Below are 23,162 nucleotides of genomic sequence, written 5' to 3' on the forward strand. Positions count from 1 at the left end.
CACCAAAAGAATTCCAATTTCTAAATTGAAAAAATGTATATTGGAAGAAGAGAAGAACAACTCTTGCTCTTAAAATATAAATACTAAAGATGAAAAAAAACGATATCATTGAATTTTTAGGGATGACGCCACATCCTGAAGGGGGATATTTTTATGAAACTTACCGTTCTCATAAATCAATTGAAGTCAATGCAGACGGAGTGGAAAGAAATGCCTCAACAGCTATTTACTACTTAATGGGAAAGAATGAATTTTCCACTTTTCATAAATTGAAATATACTGAAATTTGGCATCACTACGATGGGGCTAGAGTGAAGATCGTTGAAATTACGCCGAACGGTGAGTTGATTGAAACTATTGTAGGGAAGAACTTTTTAGAAGGAGAGGTGCCTCAATATGTTATCAAAGGCGGAAACTGGTTTGCAGCTAGAGCTTTAGTTGAAAATGAAGATGACTTTGTATTAGTGGGTTGTACGGTTGCTCCAGGGTTTGAGTTTGAAGACTTTGAAATCGCAAATATTGATGTGTTAGTGGAAGAGTTTCCAGATCACACAGAAATTATTCAGTCTTTCAAAAGAAGTTAATCCAAGGGTTTTACTTTAGATCCGGTAATAGAATTTCAAGCAATTGCGTTCTTTTTTTGGTATACTTCACTTGATATTTCCCTTTTAATTTTTCGATAATATCAGTGGTGATAAAAATACCTTTTGAGAAGTCATTGTGAATATATTCAACAGCATTATTTCTATTAAGAATGGAATCAAATGAGTCTTTTGGGGAAACATTATCTTCAAAAGATAAATAGATTCCATTTTTTATGTCCTTGATGATGATGTTTAATTCAACATGAATATCTCTAGAAACATTTTGTAGAATAGTACTGCAGATATTTTTGAAGAGCAATAAAATACGTTCGCTGTCTGAAAAGATAATTTTCCTACTTTTATTTTCTGTAGATATACAAATATTGTAACCAGAATTACTAATAAAAGCATTAAGTTGTTGGACAATTTTTATGAGATCAACTTGTAGAATATTGATTTCTTTTTTCTGGTTATAATAAAAAGCTAGGATTTTTTGAAGATGCATATCTTGTGTCCAAACAGTTTCTTCCAACATGCTTGTATAATTGTTACTTTCATCGGTTGCTTTGATTAATTGTATTAATCCTTGAATGGTAGTGATAGGGCCTCTCAAGTCGTGTGCAGCTCTATATACAAAGTGATCTAATTTATCTTCAATTCTTTTTTGATCCGATATATTTAAGAAAACAACATTTAAACCGACTGTTTTTCCTTTTTCTAAAATTGGTGTGAAATATACTTCCACTACTTTCCATTCTTTGTCATACAAAATGGAGAAGCTTCCAAATTCAGTACTCTGTGATTTAAGAGTTTCATTCATCAAATGATAGATATTTACACCAGACTCATTTCTGATGATTTCTTTGATGGTGCGTCCGTAATCTTTTTCAGTAAGAAAATTGGAAGTGATAGTGTCATTGGATTGCCCTGTCCACAGAAGTTTCAATTGGAGATCAAACTGACAGATTTTTATCTTGGAATTATCTAGAACGGCTTCATATCTCCTAGAGTTATCCTTTAATTCTTTTTTAGCTTTAGCAAGTGCTGTTTGATCCTTTATAACACAAACAATATAAGGAGAGTCATTCTCAGAAGTAACCACATTAGCACTCAATTCAACATGGAGTTCTTTTCTCTCTTTTGTGATCAGTACTGTTTTTGTGACTATACTTTTATTCTTTTTTAGAAGTGAAAACTCCTTTTTACCTTTTTGTTTATCTTCTAATGAGATGAGGTTGAAAATTGATTGATTTAATGTTTCTGTTTCTGAATAGCCTGTTATCTTTTCAAAAGCAGGGTTAGAAAAAATAACTTCTTTAGAAAAAGGGTCAATCCATATAATAGCATCTAGAGAATGAATATAAGTATCCTTAAATCTTTTTAGATGAAGTTCTTTTTCTCGATTGACTTCCTCAAAAGTGGCATTGACAAAAGCCTCGTTGATGAAGAATGGAAAAAGTGTGATCTTGTAAAGGTGTGGTTTTGAGCTTATAGAGATTGTAAATTCAAAGACAATAGTATCCTGAGTGTCTAAAGCTTCAAAAATTTTCTGCTTGAACACAATCTGATTTTTTGGAGAAAGTCCTACGGCTATTGATCTATTTTCCTCAAAGGTGTGTGAACCATCTAAAAAGTCCTTTGAGATGAATTTGATGTTTCCATTACTATTGATGATCAAGTAATGATTGTTTTTGGTTGTAGCTGTAGAAGTCTTTATTTTTTCCTTGTCATTTTGAAGAAATACATTCATATATTTTGGGGTAATAACATTTCGGATGCTATTATCCCCAATTTAATGAATATGATCTTAAAAAGTCTTAACGTTTTTAAATTTTATTGATGTTGCCAGCAAAATCTTGAATTTTCATTAGCTTTTCTCTTACATTTTTGTCCACTTTTTGTATAAGCTTCACATTGTCTGGCGTTTTCATCTTCTTTATGTTCCTCCTTTTCTTCTTCTTCAATCAATTCATAACTAATGTTTTCTACAGGCCAATCAACTGCATCATAGTGATTTTCAAACTCTTCCTGTGTGGTTAAACCTGGAAAGAAATTAATGTTGGTCACACTTTCGATAGAGTCGACAGGGACATAGTAATGGGATAGGGGAAGAGAAGATTTTTTATTTTCAACGAGCATACCTAATGCGTTGAACTCATTTTTTTCATCTTGAAATAGAATCACTTTAAAGAAATATTCAGGAATACTTACATGATTAGGACCAATTTCTTTCAGATCATCTTCTAATACTGGACCTGTGATTACAATAATACTGTCTTTCAAATAAGCCCAGTCTCTTACCTGTTCTTCCATTCTTTTCCAAATACCTCTGTTGAAAGAAGGAAGTTGAGGACTCATATTTGAGTAATAAAAACTTTCTTCCATAGCCGTTTCACTAAATGACATATCAGCAGCAGGGGCAAGGTGTCCTCTATCATAGCCTGAATGATAGTAATCGTCCTCGTCTGCAGAAGAAGTTGTTACGTCCTGATCCACTTCAAAATGATCAGATCTGTCAACATGTTTATGTAATTCTTCTTTTGTGAGTTTATAGATCACAAACGCAGCTTGTTCATGTTCTTCACTATAGGCAATAATATAGTTTTTATGCCTGATGATTTGATAATTTTCCTCAAAAGAGGGGAAATATGATTTGGGAACTTCTTTGTAGTCTTGACTAAAACTTGTAATCGCGGTAACAATGAATACGATTAGAAGTGAAAATTTGAGCTTCATATGTGTAATTGAACTATTTTAATGATTAATGTAAAAATAAGTACAACTTTTCGGAAAGTAAATCTATAATTTTTGTACTTAATGATATTTTGTATTATTTAAATGAACTATTGTAAGAGGAATTATTAGCAAACGTATCCTTTTACAATGTGATGGCTAAACAATTTAATAACCTAAATTTTACAAACATGTCTACTCTTAATATTTCTACAAAGCTGATTAATGACGGAATTAGTGAATCACTTTATAAGAATTTAAAAAAGAGCTTTGGGAAGTCTATTGCACTTCAAGCTGGATTAAAAACCAATAAAATATTAATTCAAAAAGATTATTTTCCTTCTTCATCAGAAATGAAATTAGATGCTATTATTTATTCAAATTCAAATAATATGATAATAGGTTTTTTAGTTTTATCAGATGTGTCTTTTGTTGAAAATAATCCAAAAATAATTGAAGCTTTAAAACATTGTCATAAACTCTACCTAGTTACAGATCTTAAAGAAAGAGATAAATTATATGATTTGTTAGATATGAATGATTTGGACCAAGTTGGAGTGGTAGGTAGAATGTCCAATCATCAATTTGTGTTATGTAAAACAGCAAAATCTCAAACCTTGCCTGAACATATTGTAGTGGATAAAATCACCACTAATCAATCAGAGGTTATTGAACGAAAACGATTGGAATCGATCTATAGTTAATCATCTGAGTTGCTAAAAGTTCATAGAGCTCTGTTAACAAACTTGTATCAATGTTATTCTTTGATAAACTTATGACAACAAGTGTAAAGCAGGATTGACTAAAGCATAAAAACACCGTACTTAGGTTTATAGGATGATCAAACATCGTTAAATGAAGACGAAACTTCCTGTTAAAACCTAATTATCGGCCGTGATTTCAGAATTGAAATTACGGTTTTTCCCAAAAAAAATCCCATACCGTTTTACTGGTATGGGATTTTTTAGTTTTGGAGGACGAATTATCCAATTACTTCTAAAGTTTGTTGAGCAATTTCTAATTCCTCATTAGTAGGAACTACTAAAACTTTCACTTTAGAGTCAGCTGAGTGGATCTCTTCAATATCAGAAGCTCTTAACTTATGGTTTTTCGCTTCGTCAACTACAACTCCTAAGTGCTCTAACTCATTAGCAGCTAAAAGACGAACACCATGGTCGTTTTCACCCACACCAGCAGTAAATACAATAGCATCAGCACCGTTTAATGCTGCCATGTAAGCACCAATATATTTCTTGATTCTGTAAGTGTACATATGAAGCGCTAAGATAGCCACTTCGTCACCTGCGTTGAATCTATCTTCGATATCCCTCATGTCACTGTCGCCAGTTACACCAAGCATACCTGATTTCTTGTTTAATAAGTCATAAACTTCCTCAGATTTCATTCCTAACTTGTCCATTAAGTAGAAAACTACTGCAGGATCGATGTCACCTGAACGAGTACCCATCATCAAACCATCAAGAGGAGAGAAGCCCATTGAAGTATCAACACACTCACCGTTTCTAACCGCAGCCATTGAACAGCCGTTACCTAAGTGTACTGTGATAACTTTTGAATCTTTACCTTCAAGACCTAAATACTTGATTGTTTGTTCAGATACGTACTTGTGAGAAGTACCATGCATACCATATACACGAACACCATTCTTTTCATACAATTCAGTAGGAATAGCGTATCTGTATGATTTTGCAGGCATAGTTTGGTGGAATGCTGTATCAAAAACAGCAACTTGTTTTGCCTTGGCAAAGATTTTAGTACAATCTAAGATACCTTGTAAGTTGGCAGGGTTGTGAAGAGGTGCCAATTGAAAACACTCTTTGATTTTATCTTCAACATCAGCGTCAATTAGCATTGTTTTGTTGAAGAACTCACCACCATGTACAACTCTATGACCAACAGCTTGAATATCATCTGTATTTTGGATCACGCCATTGTCCGAGTCAGTAAGAAGGTTTACCACCTCATTAAGACCAACATTGTGATTTGGAATAGGAAGTTCAAGTTTAGTTTTAGAAGCATTACCTTCCGCATCAAAAGTTTTGTGCGTGATGATACCATTTTCTAAACCAATTCTTTCTACAATACCTGAGCAAAGAACTTGTTCGCCTTCCATTTCGAACAATTGGTATTTTAAAGAAGAACTACCTGCGTTGATTACAAGAATTTTCATTGAACTGTATGAAGTATTTTTAAATTAAATTTTTTGCGAATTAATAAGAATACCCTTTACAGGCTGCAAAGGGTATTCTTAATAAGTATTATTATTAATAATTGTTTACTATTGGATACCTTGAATTGCAGTAATGATCACTGTATTTAAGATATCTTCTACTAAACAACCTCTACTTAAGTCGTTAACTGGCTTGTTCAAACCTTGAAGAACCGGACCAATTGCTAATGCTCCTGTTTCTCTTTGAACGGCCTTATAAGTGTTGTTACCTGTGTTCAAGTCAGGGAAGATCAATACGTTTGCTTGACCAGCTACTTCAGAACCAGGCATTTTCTTTTGTCCTACAGTTGCATCTACAGCAGCATCGTACTGAATAGGACCTTCAATTTTAAGATCAGGACGCTTTGCTTTTGCAATTTCAGTTGCTTTACGAACTTTCTCTACTTCCTCACCAGATCCAGATGAACCAGAAGAATAAGAAAGCATTGCGATTTTTGGCTCAATACCAAATGCGATAGCAGTTTCAGCAGAAGAAAGTGCAATTTCAGCCAATTGATCTGAATTTGGATTAGGGTTTACAGCACAGTCACCATATACTAAAACTCTATCCGGTAAACTCATAAAGAATACTGAAGATACTACTGATGTACCAGGTTTAGTTTTGATTACTTGTAATGCTGGACGGATTGTAGCGGCTGTAGTATGTACTGCACCTGAAACCATACCGTTAGCATCACCCATTTGTACCATCATAGTACCGAAATATGAAACGTCTGACATTGCATCCGTTGCCATATCCAAGTTCATACCTTTATGCTTTCTTAATTCATATAAAGTATTTACGTACTCATTGAATTTCACATATTCTACAGGGTTGATTACCTCCACTAAGTCAAAATCAAGATTGATTGCATTTTTTCTAGCAATGTCAACCAACTCGTCTTTTTTACCTAGTAATACAATATCAACAATATTTTGAGTAGCAAGAATAGCAGTAGCCTCAAGGATTCTTGGATCGTTACCTTCAGGCAATACAATTTTTGCTTTCTTTTTCTTAGCACGTTGCGTTAATGTGTACTGGAACATTTTTGGAGTCATACCATCAATCTTCACAGTGCTCAATAACTCCTCTAACATTTTTGAATCAACATGTTGTTCAAAAAGTTCTTTTGCATAAGCGATACGAGTTAGATCATTTGGACGCATAGATGCAGTAACATCCGCAGCAGAATTTGCAGTATGATAAGTGTTTTCCTTTACTGAAAGTACAGGGAACATATCTTTCATACCTTCAATTACTTTCTTGATAGAGTCGTCTGGCTCTAATCCAGTAGTTAAAAGTAAACCTGCAATGTTAGGGTAATTCTGAGATCTATGTGCAGATAATGTACCTAAAACGATGTCACCTCTATCGCCAGGAGTCATTACCAATGAGTTGTCTTTGATCTTCGGTAAGAAGTTTTGCATTTGCATAGCGGCAATAGTCATATTGTCAACCAATACATCAAGATTTCTTACTCCGTATAAGACTTTTGCATCTAAGTGCTCTGCAATATCTCTGATTGTTGGACTTGAGATTCTCTCATCTGCTGGTATAGTTGCTAAAAGCATACTTTTGCTTGCAAATTTCTCAGCTAACCCTCTATGTAATTCAGTTACGATATCAGGATTTACTCTATTGACAATTGCACCAATCACTTGGCAGTCGTTTGACTTGAATTCATCAATAGCAACTCTCAATGAGTCAGTACAGTCATCAAGAGATTTTTTGTGTGCGTTTGTTAAGATTAGAACAGGAGCCGCTAAGTTTTTAGCAAACTCAATATTCAAGCTATGTTCTAATGTAATACTATTTTTATAATCACTACTTTCAATTAGAATAAAGTCGAAACGCTCTTCTAATTTTTTGTATTTATCGATTACGATTTCAAGCATCTCATCTTTTTTGCCTTGAGAGATAAGCTCGTTTGCTCTTTTCAGCGTCAAACCATAAGCTTCCTCATGCGTTTGGTCTAGTCCGAAGTGCTCGATTACCAAAGAAATGTGTTCATCTTCTTTTCCAGAGTTGAAGTCTCCAATTACTGGTTTGAAGAAGCCCACTTTAGAACTTTTACGTAACGAGTTTTCTAGAATACCCAAGGCAACTAAGGCTTTGCCACTATTAGGCTCTGCAGTACTGATGTAAATCGAATTTGTCATTTGATTTGAAATGGTGGTTGATTTTTATATGCGTGGTAGATAAAATGAATAATAGAGATCTCCCAACAATGAAAAGATCTCTATTTATGCACGTATTATCAAATTCTATGTTTCAATTAATTGTGAATTATTACTAATGCATCGATTTAAGATAACATTTGATAAAAACAATCTACGAAACAGGTCATTTTTTTACTTATTTAATTGCAATACAAGAGATCTCAATTCCTACATCTTTTGGCAGACGGGCTACTTGTACCGTCTCTCTTGCAGGTGCAGTCTCTTCATTGAAGTAAGTAGCATATACTTCATTTATCCTCGCAAAGTCATTCATATCTCTGACAAAGATACTACATTTGACTACATTCTCATAAGTCATTCCGGCCTCCTTTAAAATGAAACCAAGATTCTTCATTACCTGATGTGTTTCATTCTCGATTGAATCAGACACAAATTCTCCTGTTGACTGGTTGATGCCGATTTGACCAGATACATAAAGAGTGTCATTCGTTAAAATAGCTTGAGAATACGGCCCTAAGGGTGATGGGGCAAGTTCACTAAAAATAATTTCTTTCATTAGAGTAAATTTAATTTTTCGTTTTACTCTGCAAAAATAGATAGATACTTTTACCCTCTAAGTGACAGATGTCAGTTTTTTTCTTAATTATTCGAAATTTGTTGGATTTGCATTAACAAAATTCCGCATTTTTCAAGAAAGCCTTCCACTTTGTTACTAATTTCTTTCTCATCGACATTTCCATGATCTTTCTCTAGGTAAATGATAGTTTCTTTCAAACTAGTAACTCCAAGTACTAGCATAGATGGTTTTAATTTATGAGCCACTTTACCTATGGTAGTCCAATCATGCAATTTATAGGCATCAGTTATTTCCTTAATACCATCTTTAAGGTTACCAGTAAAAGAATTGAGCATTTTATCTACAAATCCTTGGTCGCCTCTTGAGAGCATTTCTAACTGAGATAGATTATAAAGTTGTGTATTTTGAACTGTACTCATGAGAATAAAATTTAGGTTTTTGGTTTGGTCAATTTGCCTTCAGCAATCCACTTATAAATTTTAGACTTGCTCATTTCAAGCTTGTCTGCTACAAAGTTCACCTTTCCTGAGTACTTTTTCAAAAAGTGCTCAATGATCTCAATGTTATATTCTTCAAGAGTTCGTTCTTTTTCCAACAAATTAATATCGTTTTTTTGATATTCAATTAATATGTCACTTGCACTTATTACATAATTGGAGGAAAGAACAACACTCAAATCAATGATCGCCTTTAGTTGTCTAATGTTGCCAGGAAAGCTGTAATTGAGTAGTTTTTGAACAGCACTATTGCCTAGTGTTTTTTGTGGCTGAATATTATTTTCCTGACAAACCATTACCAAAAAGTTATTGGTGAGTTCAATAATATCCTCTTTTCTTTCCCTTAAAGGAGGGAGGTGAATTGGAAGTCCCAAAATTCTGTAATAAAGGTCTTCACGGAATGTATTATTGGACACTTCTGAGTAAAGATCACGGTGAGTGGCAGTGATAAGTCGTACATCCGTTTTTATGACATCATTTCCACCAAGGCGGGTCAATTCTCCTTCTTGTAGGACTCTTAGAAGTTTTGTTTGAAGATCTAGAGGAAGCTCTCCAATTTCATCTAAAAATAATGTTCCTCCTTTGGCTTCCTCAAACTTTCCAATCCTTCTCTGTGTGGCTCCCGTAAATGCTCCCTGTTCATAACCAAACAATTCACTTTCGATAAGGTCTTTGGGTATGGACGCAATGTTAACAGCTACCATATTATTGTGACCGCGATGAGAGTTTTCGTGAATTGATCTCGCTACCAGCTCTTTACCTGTTCCAGTTTCACCTGTTATGTTGACAGTAATATTACTGGTGGATGCTTTCTTCATCAAATGGAAAACTTTTTCAATGGCTTTAGAGCTTCCTTTAATTAAATCTGAGAATGTGAAATTATTTTTATTTGTATCGATGGAGATGTTAGAAAAATGATTCTTTAGCCTCTCTTCAAAATTTTCATCATGTAATATATAATGCTGGATTTCATTTTTTTGGTAGAATTCTAAATTTTGAATACAATTTTTTGTTGAAATAATATACTTTGTTGCATTACCGAACTCTGTATTGATTGCTTTTAGGTCTAATTCCACATTGGAATGAATAGTTTGTTCATCTATAATAATGATTTCAATATCTTCAAAATGCAAAAGATCCTCTATATATGAATATACTTTTAATTGGGGTAAGAAAGGGAGGAAGTAATGACTGAGATCTGTTGTATTAGTAAGGAGTATTGCATTCATTTTAAAAAGGATTGATTAGTAATGAATTGCAAATTTATAAAAAAAGGCGACCTTGAAAAGATCACCTTTATTTTATAGTCTTTTATATCTAATTTCTCTATTGAAATTAGTTTGAAGAAACATATAGATCTTCTTTTTCTACATATCTTCCTTTCAAATCTTGAATATGTCTGGCGTTATTGCCTTCTATTTTGTTCATAATTTTGATCTGTTCTTCTGATGCTTCAAAAATTACTTGATTAACATGCCAAGAAACAGTCTCTGTGAATGGAGGAGTAGTTAAAGAACCATTGTAATGAAAATAATGTTTCATCTCTTCACAATCATAACTTCCAAAAAGATCTTCAAGGTTGACTTCAGCTTCATTTACTTTTACCAACCCATTACTATCTTTAGGGATTTTATTTATGAACTCATTTAAGAATTTATTTTCCTTACCCATTTTAAATAAAACACCGATTACAAGGAAATGTGGCTTATCAGATTCATCATTATCTAATACATTTACCATGTGCATTTCCATAGGGTAGGTAATACCATCGATCTGATGTTCAGATGGGGTATGAAAATGTAGCTGTTTAAAACTGTATTGGTCATCTCCAAAAACTAATTTTGAAGTACTGTCAAAATCAATTTGCACAGTATGGCCTTTGTTTTCTACTGCATTACAGTGTGCCTCAATATTAATTCTAGACTTAATTATCCCTTTTGTTCTCTGAGAAAGGATATTGATTGGTGACTGTATATCTCCAAAATCACATTCTGCTTCTGTGTATGCTATATTACCATCGTGGTGATCAGTATTTTGCTTTTCAGTTTTTGAACATGAGAATGTTACGAAAGTGAGACAGATAATACTAATTTTTGCTAGTGTTAATTTCATAATAAAATGAGAGTTTTCTAAACGGATTATTTCACCGCTCAAATGTCATGTAAATAGTAATAATAAGTAGTGACTATAAAGAATCAAATATGGTAATTATTATCATCAAATTAGAATTCCATCAAAATAAATAACATTTAACGAATTTTTAGTTTTAAATATTTCTTAATGTTTCATTTGATACTTTGTTAAGTTACGTTGTTATATGTAGTGATATTTAGGAAATTAGCTATTTATCTCTTCAAAAAATGATGTTATAAATTACTTGATGTGTTTTATATATAACATTTTGTGAAATTTGGGTATTTTTCATGTTTAAATTTCAAGAACAAAATTAGCTCTATCATATTTGTAACATAATTAAGGATTTAACAAAGAAAACAGATTTAGTGCGATGTTAGTTTATAAGTTTGGAGGTACTTCGGTAGGTTCAGCAGAACGAATGGTTCAAGTTTCAAATCTAATTGTGGATGAAAAGCCAAAAATAGTTGTATTGTCAGCTGTTTCAGGTACGACTAATGCGTTAGTAGGTATTTGTGATGCTTACTTTGCAGGCGATAAGCAATTAGTAGAGAAATTAGTCGCTGATTTTAAGCCAAAGTATGATCAACATATATATGAACTTCTTCAAGAAGAATCTTCAAGAGAAGAGGCTCATGCATTAATGGATGAAAAATATGCATTGTTAAATTCTTATGCTGTAGAAGGTTTTTCAACAGAACAGGAGAGAGAAATTCATGCACAAGGTGAATTAATTTCCACTAAATTGATGCACTTATACCTTTCTGAACAAGGAGTGAAGTCAGTGCTTTTGCCCGCTCTTGACTTTATGAGATCTGAAAATGGAGAGCCTTTATATGATGAAATCGAAAAAAGATTAGCAGCTATTCTAGCGGAGCATAAAGAGGATAACTTGTTTATTACTCAAGGTTATATCTGTACGAATGAATTTGAAAAAATAGATAACTTGCAAAGAGGTGGTAGTGATTATACTGCTACAATTGTTGGTGCTTGTATCAATGCTGAAGAAGTTCAAATCTGGACTGATATTGATGGCATGCACAATAACGACCCTCGTTTTGTAGAAAATACAAAAGCAGTAGAACAATTAACATATGATGAAGCAGCGGAGTTAGCGTACTTCGGTGCAAAAATCCTTCATCCGCTTGCTGTTTTACCTGCTCAAACAAAAGATATTCCGGTAAGATTGAAGAATACAATGGCTCCTAGAGCTTTTGGTACTTTGATTGGACCAACTTCGGATAATGCAATTCCTGTAAAATCAGTTGCTGCTAAAAATGGTATTGTTGCCATTAAAATCAAATCAAGCCGAATGTTAATGGCTTACGGTTTCTTAAAACAAGTATTTGAAGTATTTGAGAAATACAGTACGCCAATTGATATGATTACAACTTCAGAAGTGGCAGTTTCATTGACGATTGACAATGATACACATTTAGAAGAAATCGTTCGTGACTTACAATCATTAGGTTTAGTAGAAGTAGACAAAGACATGACAATTGTTTGTGTAGTAGGTCAAATGCTTGTTGAAAATGCAAATATTGTCTCATCTGTGGTTAACGCATTAAAATCGTTGCCTGTTAGAATGATTTCTTATGGTGGTAGTAAGAGTAACATTTCTGTATTGATACCAACTTTTGAGAAAAACAATGCACTGAATTTATTACACAAAGAATTATACAGCGAAGCATTGGTTTAATGACCAATCTGTCAAAAAAAAGATAAAAATAGATTTCAGGGGCTCCAGCGACTCGTTTGTTGGAGTCTTTTTTTGTTTCAACAGGAATTGACATTAATATTGTTGTTTTGTAAATTATTGGGCAATAATCATTAAAAAATTACTTTTTTAGTGAGATTTACCCATCTTTTTCATTTGTTTGTAAATACTACAGTATTAACTACTTAAATTTGGAGCCCTAATTAAGATCACGCGTAATGCTCAGACAATCCCTAAAAATACTTTTTTTTTCAATTCTACTCTTTTTTGAGGTAGGTGGGGATGTTTATGCTCAAATGAATAAACAACTTGCTAATTACTACAAAAGAAGAGCAGAAAAGTACCTTGTCAAAAGCCCGTATCTTTATGAATATTTTACTATCAATGAGAGAGGAATAACTATTTATGCTTCTGCATTGCATCATAAAAGGGGTATGCCAGAATTTTTTCTTCCATGGAATGAGCTTTCCACTTTGAAAGATGTTTTTGAATTTACAGATAGAAATTTCCAATATAATGTCTACGCCACAAAAGGAGTAAAACCATTTTCAGAAGACTTGATTCAAACTATTAGGATATTAAAGCTGAATCATAATTTTATTCCTACTACAGTGATGAAACCACTTTCGGGAATAAGAGTAGCTATTGATCCTGGACATATAGCATCGGACATGAAAATGGCCAAAATTGAAGGGCGGTTTATTGATATGACATTAGCCAATGGAGAAAAAATCAATCTGAGGGAAGGAGATTTAACACTGACTACAGCTTATGTCTTGAAAGACAGTTTAGAAAAATATGGAGCTGAGGTTTTTCTGACAAGAACTTCAGTAGGAAATAAAGGTGCATCCAATGAGTCTTATGATTCATGGAAAAGCAAGCATCTCCCCAATAAACTAAGAACGCATCGAAAGCTAACAAAAAAACAATTGTTGCACATTCTTTATCATTCACCTGAATCTAAAATTTATAGGGATTATTACCTTCAGGATGATTTAGAAATAAGAGCTAATAAAATCAATTACTTCAAGCCGGATGTTACGGTAGTATTGCATTACAACGCAGATGAATTGAATGTAGGATGGCAAAAACCATCTCAGCGAAACTTCAGTATGGTGTTTGTTCCAGGTTCCTTTATGCGTAAAGAATTAGCAACAAAAAGAGATCGATATGACTTCCTCAGAATACTGGTGAGTGATAATACGAAGGACTCTTATTTCCTTAGCAAATTTATAATGGAACAGTTTGTTGATTACCTCAAAGTACCAGCGGTCAATAACACCAATGAACCACGCTATTTGAAGAATGTAGCAATGCCTTTAGGGAATGGAATTTATGCAAGAAATCTTCGTCTATGTAGGCTGTTAAACAGTCCATTATGTTATGGGGAACCTCTGTTGCAAGACAATATTAATGAACTCAAAGCACTGAACGATAACGATCTGAAAACAGGTAAAATTTCTGAAAGAGTGATTGAAGTAGCCAACAGTTATTTTTATGGCATATTAGAATATGTCAATTATCAGAAGACCAAGCATACACCCTAAATTTACTTCTAGCATATTTTGTGAACTGAATTGTTTTTTACTTTTTCGAAATTTTAGTTGGTGTAATTCGTAATTAACAAAATATTCTAATAAATTGCGATATTCTATCTTAATGATAAATGAATATTTTATTTCTATAAACTATCGAAATATACTCACAGCACATATTTAATCATTATAATTACTTATAAATGTCAACGTTTAAAAAAGCAGTATTAAGGCTTGATCAAACTGATAGAAGAATATTGGATATTCTTCAGAAACAAGCTAAAATAACAAACGCTCAGTTATCCAAAGAGATTGACTTATCTCCAGCCCCTACGTTGGAAAGAGTAAAAAAATTGGAGAACTCAGGCATCATTGAAAGTTACCATGCAAAGTTGAATACCAAAGCTTTAGGCTTGGGAGTAACTACTTTTGTTAACGTAAAAATCGAGAAGCACAATCAAGAAAATCATACGTCTTTCTTAAAGCAAGTAGAGAATATTCCTGAGGTTATTGAATGTCATCACGTTACTGGTAATAGCCATTACTTGTTGAAAGTCATAACAACTGATATTGAAGAGTATCAAAGAGTTTTATTAAATAAACTTAGTGAAATTAAAGAGGTAGATGATTTACAGTCAATGATTGTACTTTCATCGCCAAAAGATGCTCATACGATTCCAGTGCCTTAGGTCTTTTTTAAAAAATAAATCTAGCAATTATGATTAGTGTCTAATGCTCATTTTAAACGTTGGACACTAATCATATTACCAATTCAATTCAATATAACTACCCAGCCGTAGCGTTTTATGAAACAGATACTTTTAACGTCCCTATTATCATTAACGATCTCCTCTTCTTTTGCTCAGAACATTACCCTAGAAGCAAATAGCGAAGAGGTAAATAAGTACAAGTCTACTATAACAGAATCAGAAATGAAATCCCATCTTTCTATACTCGCTTCAGATGAGTTTGAAGGTAGAGAGACAGGGGAAAGAGGTCAGAAAATGGCCGCCGATTATATTGCTCAATTTTTTATGGATCAAGGACTGCAAGGGCCAGTGCCTAACGTTCCTAATCCTTATTTTCAACAATTTGATCTTTATAATCAAAAATATACCAATTTTACGCTTTCTAAAGGAAATGTCTCAATGCAGTTGATTGAAGATATTTTTCCATATGGTAACTTCTCATTCCAAAAAGAATTAGAGGTTGTGTTTATTGGTTACGGTGAGGACAATGAAGGCGTTAGCGACTATCAGAATATTGATGTGAAAGGAAAGGGTGTAGTCTTTTTTGAAAATACACCAAGTAAGTATGGGGCTTCAAATAAGATGAGCGGTCTTAGAAAGAAAGCTAAGATTGCTGCTGAGAGAGGAGCTTCTTTTGCAATTGTGATTAGTGAGTCTGACGAAAAATTCAACACTCAATCAAGTAGATATGGTAGCTATATTTCCAAAGGAAGATTAACTTTTGAAAAGCCATCAGAGACTTCAGACAATGGTTTCGGTTTAATATTAGTAAAACCATCTAGTTTCTTTAAAATGATTGGTGTCGATCAAAAGAAATTAGAAAAGCAGATAGATAAGGCGATTGCTAAAGGAAAACCTTCAGCAACAGGCGAAAGCTACAAAATGGAAATCAATGCTAAATTCAGTACTCGAAAAATGCCTACTGAAAATGTATTAGGCTTTATGGAGGGAACGGATCTGAAAGATGAGGTGTTGGTTGTAACATCTCACTATGATCACGTAGGAATTATCAATGGTGAAATTCATAATGGTGCAGATGATGATGGCTCGGGTACAACTGGACTTCTTGAAATTATCAATGCTTTTTCTCAAGCAAAGAAAGAAGGGAATGGTCCAAGAAGATCTATTCTTTTTATGACTGTAACAGGAGAGGAGAAAGGTTTATTGGGGTCAGAATACTATTCAGATCATCCAATTTTCCCATTAGAGAAAACAATTGCTGACCTGAATATTGATATGATTGGAAGAGGGGATGAAGCACATAGTGAAAACCCAGACTTTGTTTATGTGATTGGTGCGGATATGCTATCATCTGAATTACACGAACTCCATGAGCAAGTAGCAAAGAAATATGTTCCTGAATTGGATCTAGATTATACTTATAATGCGAAAGATGATCCAAACAGGTATTATTACAGGTCAGATCATTATAACTTTGCAAAGCATGGTATTCCTGTGATTTTCTATTTTAATGGTACACATGAAGATTATCATCAACCAACAGATACGGTAGATAAGATCACGTTTGGTCCAATGGCCAAAAGAGCTAAGTTAGTTTTTTCTACAGCATGGGAATTGGCAAATAGAGATAAAGCACCTATTGTTGATCAAAAAACGGAACAACAAAAATAGATTAAAGCTATTATATAAAATAAAACCTCGAAAAGTGTTTGAATCATTTTTCGAGGTTTTTTATTTGAGTGAGAATACTTAAATGTTTTTTAGGTATTCTTCTAAACTGTCATCTATTTCCAAGCCAAGTCTTTTTCTCAGCCTCTTTCTAGCCACTTTCACGCTGTTGAGAGAAATACCAAGGATTGCGGCTATGTCTTTACTGGACATATTTAATTTGATAAGATTACAAAGTCTTAAATTTCCTTCTGTTAAGTCGGGGTGATTTTCTTTGAGTTTCTGAGCAAAGTTTTGATGAACTTCAGAGAATAGCGTATTTAAGGTTTTCCAATCATTCTCAATATTTTCTGCTTGTTTGATTTCACGTCTAATACTGCTGATTTTATTTTTTGAAATAGGATCATTTGATTGTTGAAGATCTTCTAATTTCTTATCAATCTGATCTACCAAAGTGTTCATATGAGCCAACCTTAAAACATGAGTGGTCAACTCTTTTTCTCTTAGTTTCAAGGTTTCTTTGATCAATTGAGCCTTCTGATTTTCTACTTCAATAATATCAATTTCCTTATTCAAGAGTTCCTGTGTTCTTTCTTTAACGATTTTATTGAGGGCTACTTTCTGATGTTTCAAGTTGCGTACATAAAGAAAATAAATCCCTAAGCCTATAAGAATTAACGTTAGAATGATAGCAAATTTGAAAAGGGGTGTTTCCCAGTAATAGGCTTTCAATATGATTGGGAAACTTAATGTATTACCCCATTTTTGATTTTTATATCGACATCTGATCTCAAAGAAATAAGTACCGTTGGGCAGATTGGAGTACAACATTGAAGAATTGGATAATGACTGATTCCAATTGCTTTCAAAATTTCGCAAACGGTATTCATATTCAATATTATGTTGGTAATTGTATTCCAAACCGAAGTAATTGATATAAAAGGTACGTTGTTCAGGAGATAAGCTAACTTGATTTAATTGTGAAATATCAACGTCTTTATTCGTTAATTGATTTCTGACCACAGTGATACTATTTACTTTTACCTCTGGAATATTTTGCAAAAAGGTAATAGTTTTGGTGGGGTTGAAAATATTCAACCCTTCTGTGCCTCCAAATATCAGAAAGTTATTTTTCAACATCAAAGACGCACCCACATTAAACTGTTTCCCTTGTAATCCATCTTCTTCTGTGAACTTTCTGATGCTTTCATCCTTAGGATTGTAAGAAGTTATGCCTTGGTTGGTGGATAACCATAATGCACCATGAGAATCGTTTTCAATTGAGTAGATAACCTTGTTCGGCAACCTGTTATTTATTCCAGAAGCATATAAAGAATCTGTCTGTCGGTCGAGTTTCCATAACCCACTGCCAAACGTACCAATCCACAAATTAAGTTTATCATCTTCAGCAATTGAAATGATGGCGTTGTTGATATTGATATTTTGATTTTTCTTACTCTTGAAATGAATCTGTTTGAAAGTGTCACTTTCTTTGTCGTATCTATTTAAACCGTTGAAAGTGCCAATCCATATATCACCTTTTATATCTCTATAGATTTTGCGGGTATCATTATTGGAGATGGAATGAGAGTCATCAGGATTATTTTTATACCTCACAAAAGATTTTTTCTTAAGATTAAGTTTGACGACGCCATTGGTGGTAGCAAGCCAGATATTTCCAAAATAATCTTCTTCAATGTCCCATACATTATCCGTTGAAAGATCGTTGTGATATTGATCTATTGCATCTAACGGAGAGAGTATATTTTTTTTGTCAAGTATTCGCAATCCACTTTGATAGGTGCCGACTAAAATTAAATCATCTATTTTTTTCAATGAAATAACATATTGTTTAGGTACCACATTTTCAATATTACCATTTTGAATATTTAGTTTGTCCACTCCACCGCCATCAGTTCCAATCAAGATTTCATTTTGATTTAATTGTTCAAATGAAGTCACACTGTTATGGGATAGACCTTTTCCGTAAGTTTTATCTTCGCTTAACGTAAAGAAAGGGTCATTCTCATTATAAAGTTGGAGACCATTGCCAAATGTTCCAATCCAGATGTTATGATTAGCACCATAATAAAGGTGATTGATTGTTCTATTTGTACACTTATGATGAAGTAAAGTGTAGGGTTTATAGTCTTCCTCTTTCTTCAAACGGATAATGCCATTTCCTTCCGTTCCAAGCCAAATATTTCCATTATTATCTTCAGTAATGGATTTGATTTTATTCGATCCTGAATACAGTTTTTTGATTTTTAAATCTTGGTCCACTTTAAACAAATCACCAAGCGTAGTGCCAATATATAGTTGATTTTTAGTGACTTTTAAAGAGAAAATTGATTTTTCAGAAAAGAACTTGAAATTCGGTATAAATAACTTATCATGTGTTTTAGCGGAGTAAATAAATAAGCCATTGTCATGTCCCACTAAAATATACTCTTGAAATGAAACTAAAGCGTTGATGGAGACCTTACTGTTAGGTATTTTATAATACGTTTCCTGATCGTCAGAATAAAAAACACCAAGGTTGTTGACTCCAACCCATTGTTCATTTTCTGATGACCATGTAATACCTTTTACATCTTCAACCTCTTCTTTGTTTTCTAATACCACTCGTTGAACCCTTTTATCTTTCAGGTTCATTCTTTCAAGAGCTCCATTAGTGCCTATCCATAAGTTATTATCTTCAGGGTCAACTGCTAAACATCTTATTGTGTTGAAATTTAATCCATAATCAATCATGTCTGAGGCAACAAAAGTTCTAAACGAATTGCCGTCAAAAACATTGAGTCCGTCATCAGTACCAATCCATAAAAAACCATTCTTATCGTAAATGATAGCGTTTACATTGTTTTGGGACAATCCCTGTTTAGTTGTAAATCCTGAGAGTTTAACTGGCGTTAGATTGTTCGATAATACTGAAGGCGCTGTTAATAGTGTGCATAAAAGAACAGCAAAGCCATTCTTAAGCAATGTTAGTTGCTGCATTTTCAGATTTTGTGTAGTAGTGTGTTATAATTGTATAATTTACGTTAATATGCATCTATTAAACTTAATAGTCAAATAATATTGTACATACTTTGAAGGAGCACCTTAAATAAACCCATTTCCCTAAAAACGGATTTTCAAAAGAAGAAAAAAGCTCTTTCGAATCTAATTTTTCCTCTTTCTTTTTGCATGATTTTGTTAATAAATATCATTTGTTTGAGCTTGTTTGTGCGTGTTTATGCGTTTATTTTAGATGAATGTGTAAATTTAACACGTTAAATAATTACTAAATCCTCAATTTTTATTTTTAAACTATGGGTAGCAGAAGAGATTTTTTGAGAATTTCGGCATTGTCATCAGCCGCGTTGATTACACCTTCATTATCTACTTTTTCGTTTGCAGGAAAGAGAAAAGGTAATAAGCCTTTGATGATATCCACTTGGAATCATGGGTTTGGAGCAAATGAAGCAGGCTGGGAGATCTTAAAAGACGGTGGCGCCGCACTTGATGCTGTTGAGGCAGGAGTGAGAGTACCTGAAGCTGACCCAAAGGAAAGAAGTGTAGGATACGGAGGTTTGCCTGATCGTGACGGAAAAGTGACGTTAGATGCGTGTATCATGAATCACGAGTACGAATGTGGAGCTGTTGCCGCTTTAGAAAACATTATGCACCCAATTTCTGTGGCAAGATTAGTAATGGAAAAAACACCTCATGCCATGTTGGTGGGAGAAGGAGCGCAAACATTCGCGCTAGCAGAAGGATTTAAGGAGGAAAACTTATTGACTGAAAGATCAAAAAAAGATTGGGAAGAGTGGTTGAAGAAATCAGAGTATAAGCCAGTCATTAATATAGAAAACCATGACACTATCGGTGCCTTGGCCATTGATGCAAAAGGTCATATTGCCGGTGCTTGTACCACTTCTGGTGCAGCATATAAAATGCATGGCAGAGTGGGAGATTCTCCTTTGATTGGTGCAGGTTTATTTGTAGATGGAGAAATTGGAGCAGCATGTGCAACTGGTCTTGGTGAGGCTGTGATCAGAACGGCAGGGTCGGCCATGGTAGTAGAGCATATGAGAATGGGCAAATCACCTGTTGAAGCTTGTGAGATTGCTGTCAAAAGAATTATGGACACACATAAATCCCGTATGGAAAACCTTCAAGTAGGTTTTCTGGCCATTAATAAAAATGGGGAATACGGAGGATATAGTATTAGAAATGGATTTAACTACGCAATTGTAGATACGGAAAATGGGAATAGAATGGAAGACGCCCAGTTCAAAATGAAATGGTAGCGTTGGTGTATTCCCACTAAAATCAAATTACATATTATTTATAACTACCCTTATCGATGATTAAATTAAGGTCAACATTACTAGCTTTATTAATCCTGCCTTTTTTAGGTGCTTGTACTTCTAATGAGAAGGAGCAAACATCTACTAAAAAGGTTAGATATACAGATTATGTCAACCCATTTGTTGGAACTGACGGCCCAGGTAATACTTACCCTGGTGCAACTGTACCTCACGGTATGGTGCAACTTTCACCTGACAACGGTTATGGTGGATGGGATAGAATTGCAGGTTATTTTTGGCCTGATTCAACAATAGCCGGTTTTTCTCATACACATTTGTCAGGTACAGGTGCAGGAGATTTATATGATATTTTGGTGATGCCTTTCAACAGTAAATCAGACAGAACACTGACTGAAAATGGAAATGTGCGTCCAGTTTCATTGTTCTCTCACGATCAAGAAAAAGCAGAGCCAGGTTATTATGCTGTGGATTTATTGGATTATGATATCCACGCTGAAATGACTGCTACTTCTAGAACTGGTTTTCATAAATATACTTTCCCGAAGGACGATAAATCTCAAATTTATATCAACCTAGGTTATGCCTTGAACTGGGATGGTCCTACAGATACATATTTGAAAGTGATCGACAATCAAACAGTAGTTGGTTATAGATTTTCATCAGGATGGGCGCCTGTCCAAAAAGAATATTTTGTAGCGAAATTCAGTGTTCCATTCACTTCTTATCAGTTAGTGAATTCTGTAAAAGGAGATGACCTTAAAGTAGTTGAAGGCAATGAGATTCAAGCTTTGAAAACAAGAGGTTATTTCAATTTTGATACACCAAATGATAAAAATGAAGTTTTGGTAAAGGTGGCCCTTTCATCATCAAGCATTGAAGGAGCACAAAAGAACTTAGCCGCTGAAAATACAACTTGGGATTTTGATCAAGTAAGAAAAGACGCATCGGATACTTGGGAAACTGAACTAGAAAAAATCAAAGTTTCTTCTATGAATGAGGAGCATCTGAAAGTTTTCTATACAGCAATGTATCAGTCTTTATTGGCTCCAACTTTACACTCAGATGTTGATGGTGCTTATAAAGGTGCGGATCAAAAAAATCACGTTGCGAAAGGTTATAAAAAATACGACACATTCTCTTTATGGGATACTTACAGAGCAGCACACCCGCTGTATACTATGATCCACACACAAAGAGTACCAGATATGATCAATTCATTCCTTTCTCAATATGACGAAACAGGTTTACTTCCTGTATGGTCGATGAAAGGTAACGAAACAAATATGATGATTGGGTACCACGCTGTTCCTGTAATTACTGATGCTTATTTCAAAGGAATCAAAGGTTTTGATGTTGAAAAAGCGTATGAAGCATGTAAGGCCTCAGCGATGAATGAGAAAGGGGATGCAATGGCGGATTATATCAAATTAGGTTATGTGCCATTGAATTTTGATCACGAAAACTGGTCAGTTTCTAAAACATTAGAATACGCTTACGATGACTGGTGTATTGCTGAGTTTGCAAAAGCATTAGGAAAGGAGGACGATTATAAATACTTCGCGAAGCGTGCTGAAAACTGGAGACATGTTTATGATGAGGAATCTTCATTTATGCGTCCAAAAGATAGAAAAGGGGAGTTTATTAAAGATTTCCTTCCTAAAGATTATACAGATCACTTCTGCGAAAGTAACGCATGGCAATATTTCTTCTATGTGCCACAAAACATTGAAGGATTGATTGATGCAATGGGTGGTGCAGATCGTTTTGAGCAAAGATTAGATTCAATGTTCACTTACTATCCAGCCCCAGAAGATGAGTTGCCAATTTTCTCAACAGGTATGATTGGTCAATACGCACACGGTAACGAACCAAGTCACCACGTTGCCTATTTGTACAACTACATCAATAAGCCTGAAAAAGGACAGAAATTGATCCGTGAAATCATGAATACGCAATACAAGTCAACACCTGACGGCGTATGTGGTAATGAAGATTGCGGTCAGATGTCATCATGGTTTATCTTAAGTTCAATTGGTCTTTACCCCGTAAACCCAGGTAATGCAATGTATGACTTAGGGACGCCTTTATTCAATAACGCTACGGTTCAATTGGGCAATGGAAATACATTAAATATTGTTGCAAAAACAGTTTCTGATGCTAAGCCAACAGTGAAGAAAGTACTTTTCAATGGAGAGGAAATCAAAGGTTGGAAAATCAGTCACAACGAATTGATGAAAGGAGGAACTTTAGAGTTCATTTAACATAAAAGTACGGAGCTGTT

At 34.1% G+C, this 23,162-nt stretch carries 17 protein-coding genes; 8 read left to right on the forward strand and 9 right to left on the reverse strand.

The window, feature by feature from the left end; genetic code table 11:
• Positions 1 to 89: 89 nt before the first annotated feature.
• On the forward strand, positions 90 to 584 hold the full coding sequence (locus tag AVL50_RS28935) for a cupin domain-containing protein (RefSeq protein ID WP_062620928.1): 495 nt from the start codon (positions 90 to 92) through the stop codon (positions 582 to 584).
• A gap of 10 nt (positions 585 to 594) precedes the next feature.
• Here the strand turns inward: AVL50_RS28935 and AVL50_RS28940 are convergent, their stop codons facing one another.
• Together AVL50_RS28940 and AVL50_RS28945 are read right to left on the reverse strand one after the other, a co-directional pair.
• Entirely contained in the window at positions 595 to 2,334 is a 1,740-nt protein-coding gene (locus AVL50_RS28940; RefSeq protein ID WP_062620930.1) for a PAS domain S-box protein, read from the reverse strand.
• Between the two features lie 83 nt (positions 2,335 to 2,417).
• Positions 2,418 to 3,320 carry a DNA/RNA non-specific endonuclease gene (locus tag AVL50_RS28945; RefSeq protein WP_062620932.1) on the reverse strand — a complete coding sequence of 301 codons (903 nt, stop codon included), beginning with the start codon at positions 3,318 to 3,320 and terminating at the stop codon, positions 2,418 to 2,420.
• A gap of 188 nt (positions 3,321 to 3,508) precedes the next feature.
• Here AVL50_RS28945 and AVL50_RS28950 point away from each other — a divergent pair, with 188 nt between their 5' ends.
• A complete protein-coding gene (locus AVL50_RS28950) occupies positions 3,509 to 4,021 on the forward strand; it encodes a hypothetical protein (RefSeq protein WP_062620934.1) in 513 nt (170 codons plus the stop codon).
• 278 nt (positions 4,022 to 4,299) lie between these two features.
• Here the strand turns inward: AVL50_RS28950 and AVL50_RS28955 are convergent, their stop codons facing one another.
• The 6 genes from AVL50_RS28955 to AVL50_RS28980 all read right to left on the reverse strand — a co-directional run bounded on the left by AVL50_RS28955 (position 4,300) and on the right by AVL50_RS28980 (position 10,914).
• On the reverse strand, positions 4,300 to 5,508 hold the full coding sequence (locus AVL50_RS28955; protein WP_062620936.1) for an acetate/propionate family kinase: 1,209 nt from the start codon (positions 5,506 to 5,508) through the stop codon (positions 4,300 to 4,302).
• Between the two features lie 108 nt (positions 5,509 to 5,616).
• On the reverse strand, positions 5,617 to 7,707 hold the full coding sequence (gene pta, locus AVL50_RS28960; protein ID WP_062620938.1) for a phosphate acetyltransferase: 2,091 nt from the start codon (positions 7,705 to 7,707) through the stop codon (positions 5,617 to 5,619).
• Between the two features lie 196 nt (positions 7,708 to 7,903).
• A complete protein-coding gene (locus AVL50_RS28965; protein ID WP_062620939.1) occupies positions 7,904 to 8,284 on the reverse strand; it encodes a RidA family protein in 381 nt (126 codons plus the stop codon).
• An 83-nt stretch (positions 8,285 to 8,367) separates the two neighbouring features.
• Complete coding sequence (locus AVL50_RS28970) at positions 8,368 to 8,724, reverse strand: Hpt domain-containing protein (RefSeq protein WP_062620941.1); 357 nt, start codon at positions 8,722 to 8,724, stop codon at positions 8,368 to 8,370.
• An 11-nt stretch (positions 8,725 to 8,735) separates the two neighbouring features.
• Positions 8,736 to 10,031, reverse strand: coding sequence for a sigma-54-dependent Fis family transcriptional regulator (locus AVL50_RS28975; protein WP_062620944.1), 1,296 nt, complete (start codon positions 10,029 to 10,031; stop codon positions 8,736 to 8,738).
• 106 nt (positions 10,032 to 10,137) lie between these two features.
• Positions 10,138 to 10,914, reverse strand: coding sequence for a carbonic anhydrase family protein (locus AVL50_RS28980; RefSeq protein WP_062620945.1), 777 nt, complete (start codon positions 10,912 to 10,914; stop codon positions 10,138 to 10,140).
• Between the two features lie 394 nt (positions 10,915 to 11,308).
• On the opposite strand from AVL50_RS28980, the gene AVL50_RS28985 reads away from it, so the two are divergent.
• From AVL50_RS28985 to AVL50_RS29000, 4 genes are all read left to right on the forward strand, one after another.
• Complete coding sequence (locus AVL50_RS28985; RefSeq protein ID WP_062620947.1) at positions 11,309 to 12,634, forward strand: aspartate kinase; 1,326 nt, start codon at positions 11,309 to 11,311, stop codon at positions 12,632 to 12,634.
• 314 nt (positions 12,635 to 12,948) lie between these two features.
• Positions 12,949 to 14,199 (forward strand): N-acetylmuramoyl-L-alanine amidase, encoded by a 1,251-nt coding sequence (locus AVL50_RS28990; RefSeq protein ID WP_062620948.1) that lies wholly within the window; start codon positions 12,949 to 12,951, stop codon positions 14,197 to 14,199.
• 191 nt (positions 14,200 to 14,390) lie between these two features.
• The gene (locus AVL50_RS28995; protein ID WP_062620950.1) at positions 14,391 to 14,876 is read left to right on the forward strand and encodes an Lrp/AsnC family transcriptional regulator; all 486 of its coding nucleotides are present in this window, start codon (positions 14,391 to 14,393) and stop codon (positions 14,874 to 14,876) included.
• A 117-nt stretch (positions 14,877 to 14,993) separates the two neighbouring features.
• Positions 14,994 to 16,568, forward strand: a complete 1,575-nt coding sequence (locus AVL50_RS29000) for a M28 family peptidase (RefSeq protein WP_062620951.1) — start codon at positions 14,994 to 14,996, stop codon at positions 16,566 to 16,568.
• Positions 16,569 to 16,646: 78 nt separating this feature from the next.
• On the opposite strand, the gene AVL50_RS29005 is transcribed toward AVL50_RS29000, so the two are convergent.
• Positions 16,647 to 19,565, reverse strand: coding sequence for a two-component regulator propeller domain-containing protein (locus tag AVL50_RS29005; protein ID WP_062620953.1), 2,919 nt, complete (start codon positions 19,563 to 19,565; stop codon positions 16,647 to 16,649).
• A 314-nt stretch (positions 19,566 to 19,879) separates the two neighbouring features.
• Here AVL50_RS29005 and AVL50_RS29010 point away from each other — a divergent pair, with 314 nt between their 5' ends.
• Positions 19,880 to 20,860, forward strand: coding sequence for an isoaspartyl peptidase/L-asparaginase family protein (locus tag AVL50_RS29010; RefSeq protein WP_062620954.1), 981 nt, complete (start codon positions 19,880 to 19,882; stop codon positions 20,858 to 20,860).
• A gap of 56 nt (positions 20,861 to 20,916) precedes the next feature.
• Positions 20,917 to 23,142: a GH92 family glycosyl hydrolase gene (locus AVL50_RS29015; protein ID WP_082796058.1), complete on the forward strand. Its 2,226-nt coding sequence runs from the start codon at positions 20,917 to 20,919 to the stop codon at positions 23,140 to 23,142.
• The last annotated feature ends 20 nt before the right edge of the window (positions 23,143 to 23,162 follow it).

This window comes from Flammeovirga sp. SJP92 (assembly GCF_001583495.1).
Taxonomy (GTDB): domain Bacteria; phylum Bacteroidota; class Bacteroidia; order Cytophagales; family Flammeovirgaceae; genus Flammeovirga.

Coding starts and splice junctions, on each gene's coding strand:
- AVL50_RS28935 (WP_062620928.1), top strand. CDS start 90: ATGAAAAAAAACGATATCATTGAATTTTTAGGGATGACGCCACATCCT.
- AVL50_RS28940 (WP_062620930.1), bottom strand. CDS start 2,334: ATGAATGTATTTCTTCAAAATGACAAGGAAAAAATAAAGACTTCTACA.
- AVL50_RS28945 (WP_062620932.1), bottom strand. CDS start 3,320: ATGAAGCTCAAATTTTCACTTCTAATCGTATTCATTGTTACCGCGATT.
- AVL50_RS28950 (WP_062620934.1), top strand. CDS start 3,509: ATGTCTACTCTTAATATTTCTACAAAGCTGATTAATGACGGAATTAGT.
- AVL50_RS28955 (WP_062620936.1), bottom strand. CDS start 5,508: ATGAAAATTCTTGTAATCAACGCAGGTAGTTCTTCTTTAAAATACCAA.
- pta (WP_062620938.1), bottom strand. CDS start 7,707: ATGACAAATTCGATTTACATCAGTACTGCAGAGCCTAATAGTGGCAAA.
- AVL50_RS28965 (WP_062620939.1), bottom strand. CDS start 8,284: ATGAAAGAAATTATTTTTAGTGAACTTGCCCCATCACCCTTAGGGCCG.
- AVL50_RS28970 (WP_062620941.1), bottom strand. CDS start 8,724: ATGAGTACAGTTCAAAATACACAACTTTATAATCTATCTCAGTTAGAA.
- AVL50_RS28975 (WP_062620944.1), bottom strand. CDS start 10,031: ATGAATGCAATACTCCTTACTAATACAACAGATCTCAGTCATTACTTC.
- AVL50_RS28980 (WP_062620945.1), bottom strand. CDS start 10,914: ATGAAATTAACACTAGCAAAAATTAGTATTATCTGTCTCACTTTCGTA.
- AVL50_RS28985 (WP_062620947.1), top strand. CDS start 11,309: ATGTTAGTTTATAAGTTTGGAGGTACTTCGGTAGGTTCAGCAGAACGA.
- AVL50_RS28990 (WP_062620948.1), top strand. CDS start 12,949: ATGAATAAACAACTTGCTAATTACTACAAAAGAAGAGCAGAAAAGTAC.
- AVL50_RS28995 (WP_062620950.1), top strand. CDS start 14,391: ATGTCAACGTTTAAAAAAGCAGTATTAAGGCTTGATCAAACTGATAGA.
- AVL50_RS29000 (WP_062620951.1), top strand. CDS start 14,994: ATGAAACAGATACTTTTAACGTCCCTATTATCATTAACGATCTCCTCT.
- AVL50_RS29005 (WP_062620953.1), bottom strand. CDS start 19,565: ATGCAGCAACTAACATTGCTTAAGAATGGCTTTGCTGTTCTTTTATGC.
- AVL50_RS29010 (WP_062620954.1), top strand. CDS start 19,880: ATGGGTAGCAGAAGAGATTTTTTGAGAATTTCGGCATTGTCATCAGCC.
- AVL50_RS29015 (WP_082796058.1), top strand. CDS start 20,917: ATGATTAAATTAAGGTCAACATTACTAGCTTTATTAATCCTGCCTTTT.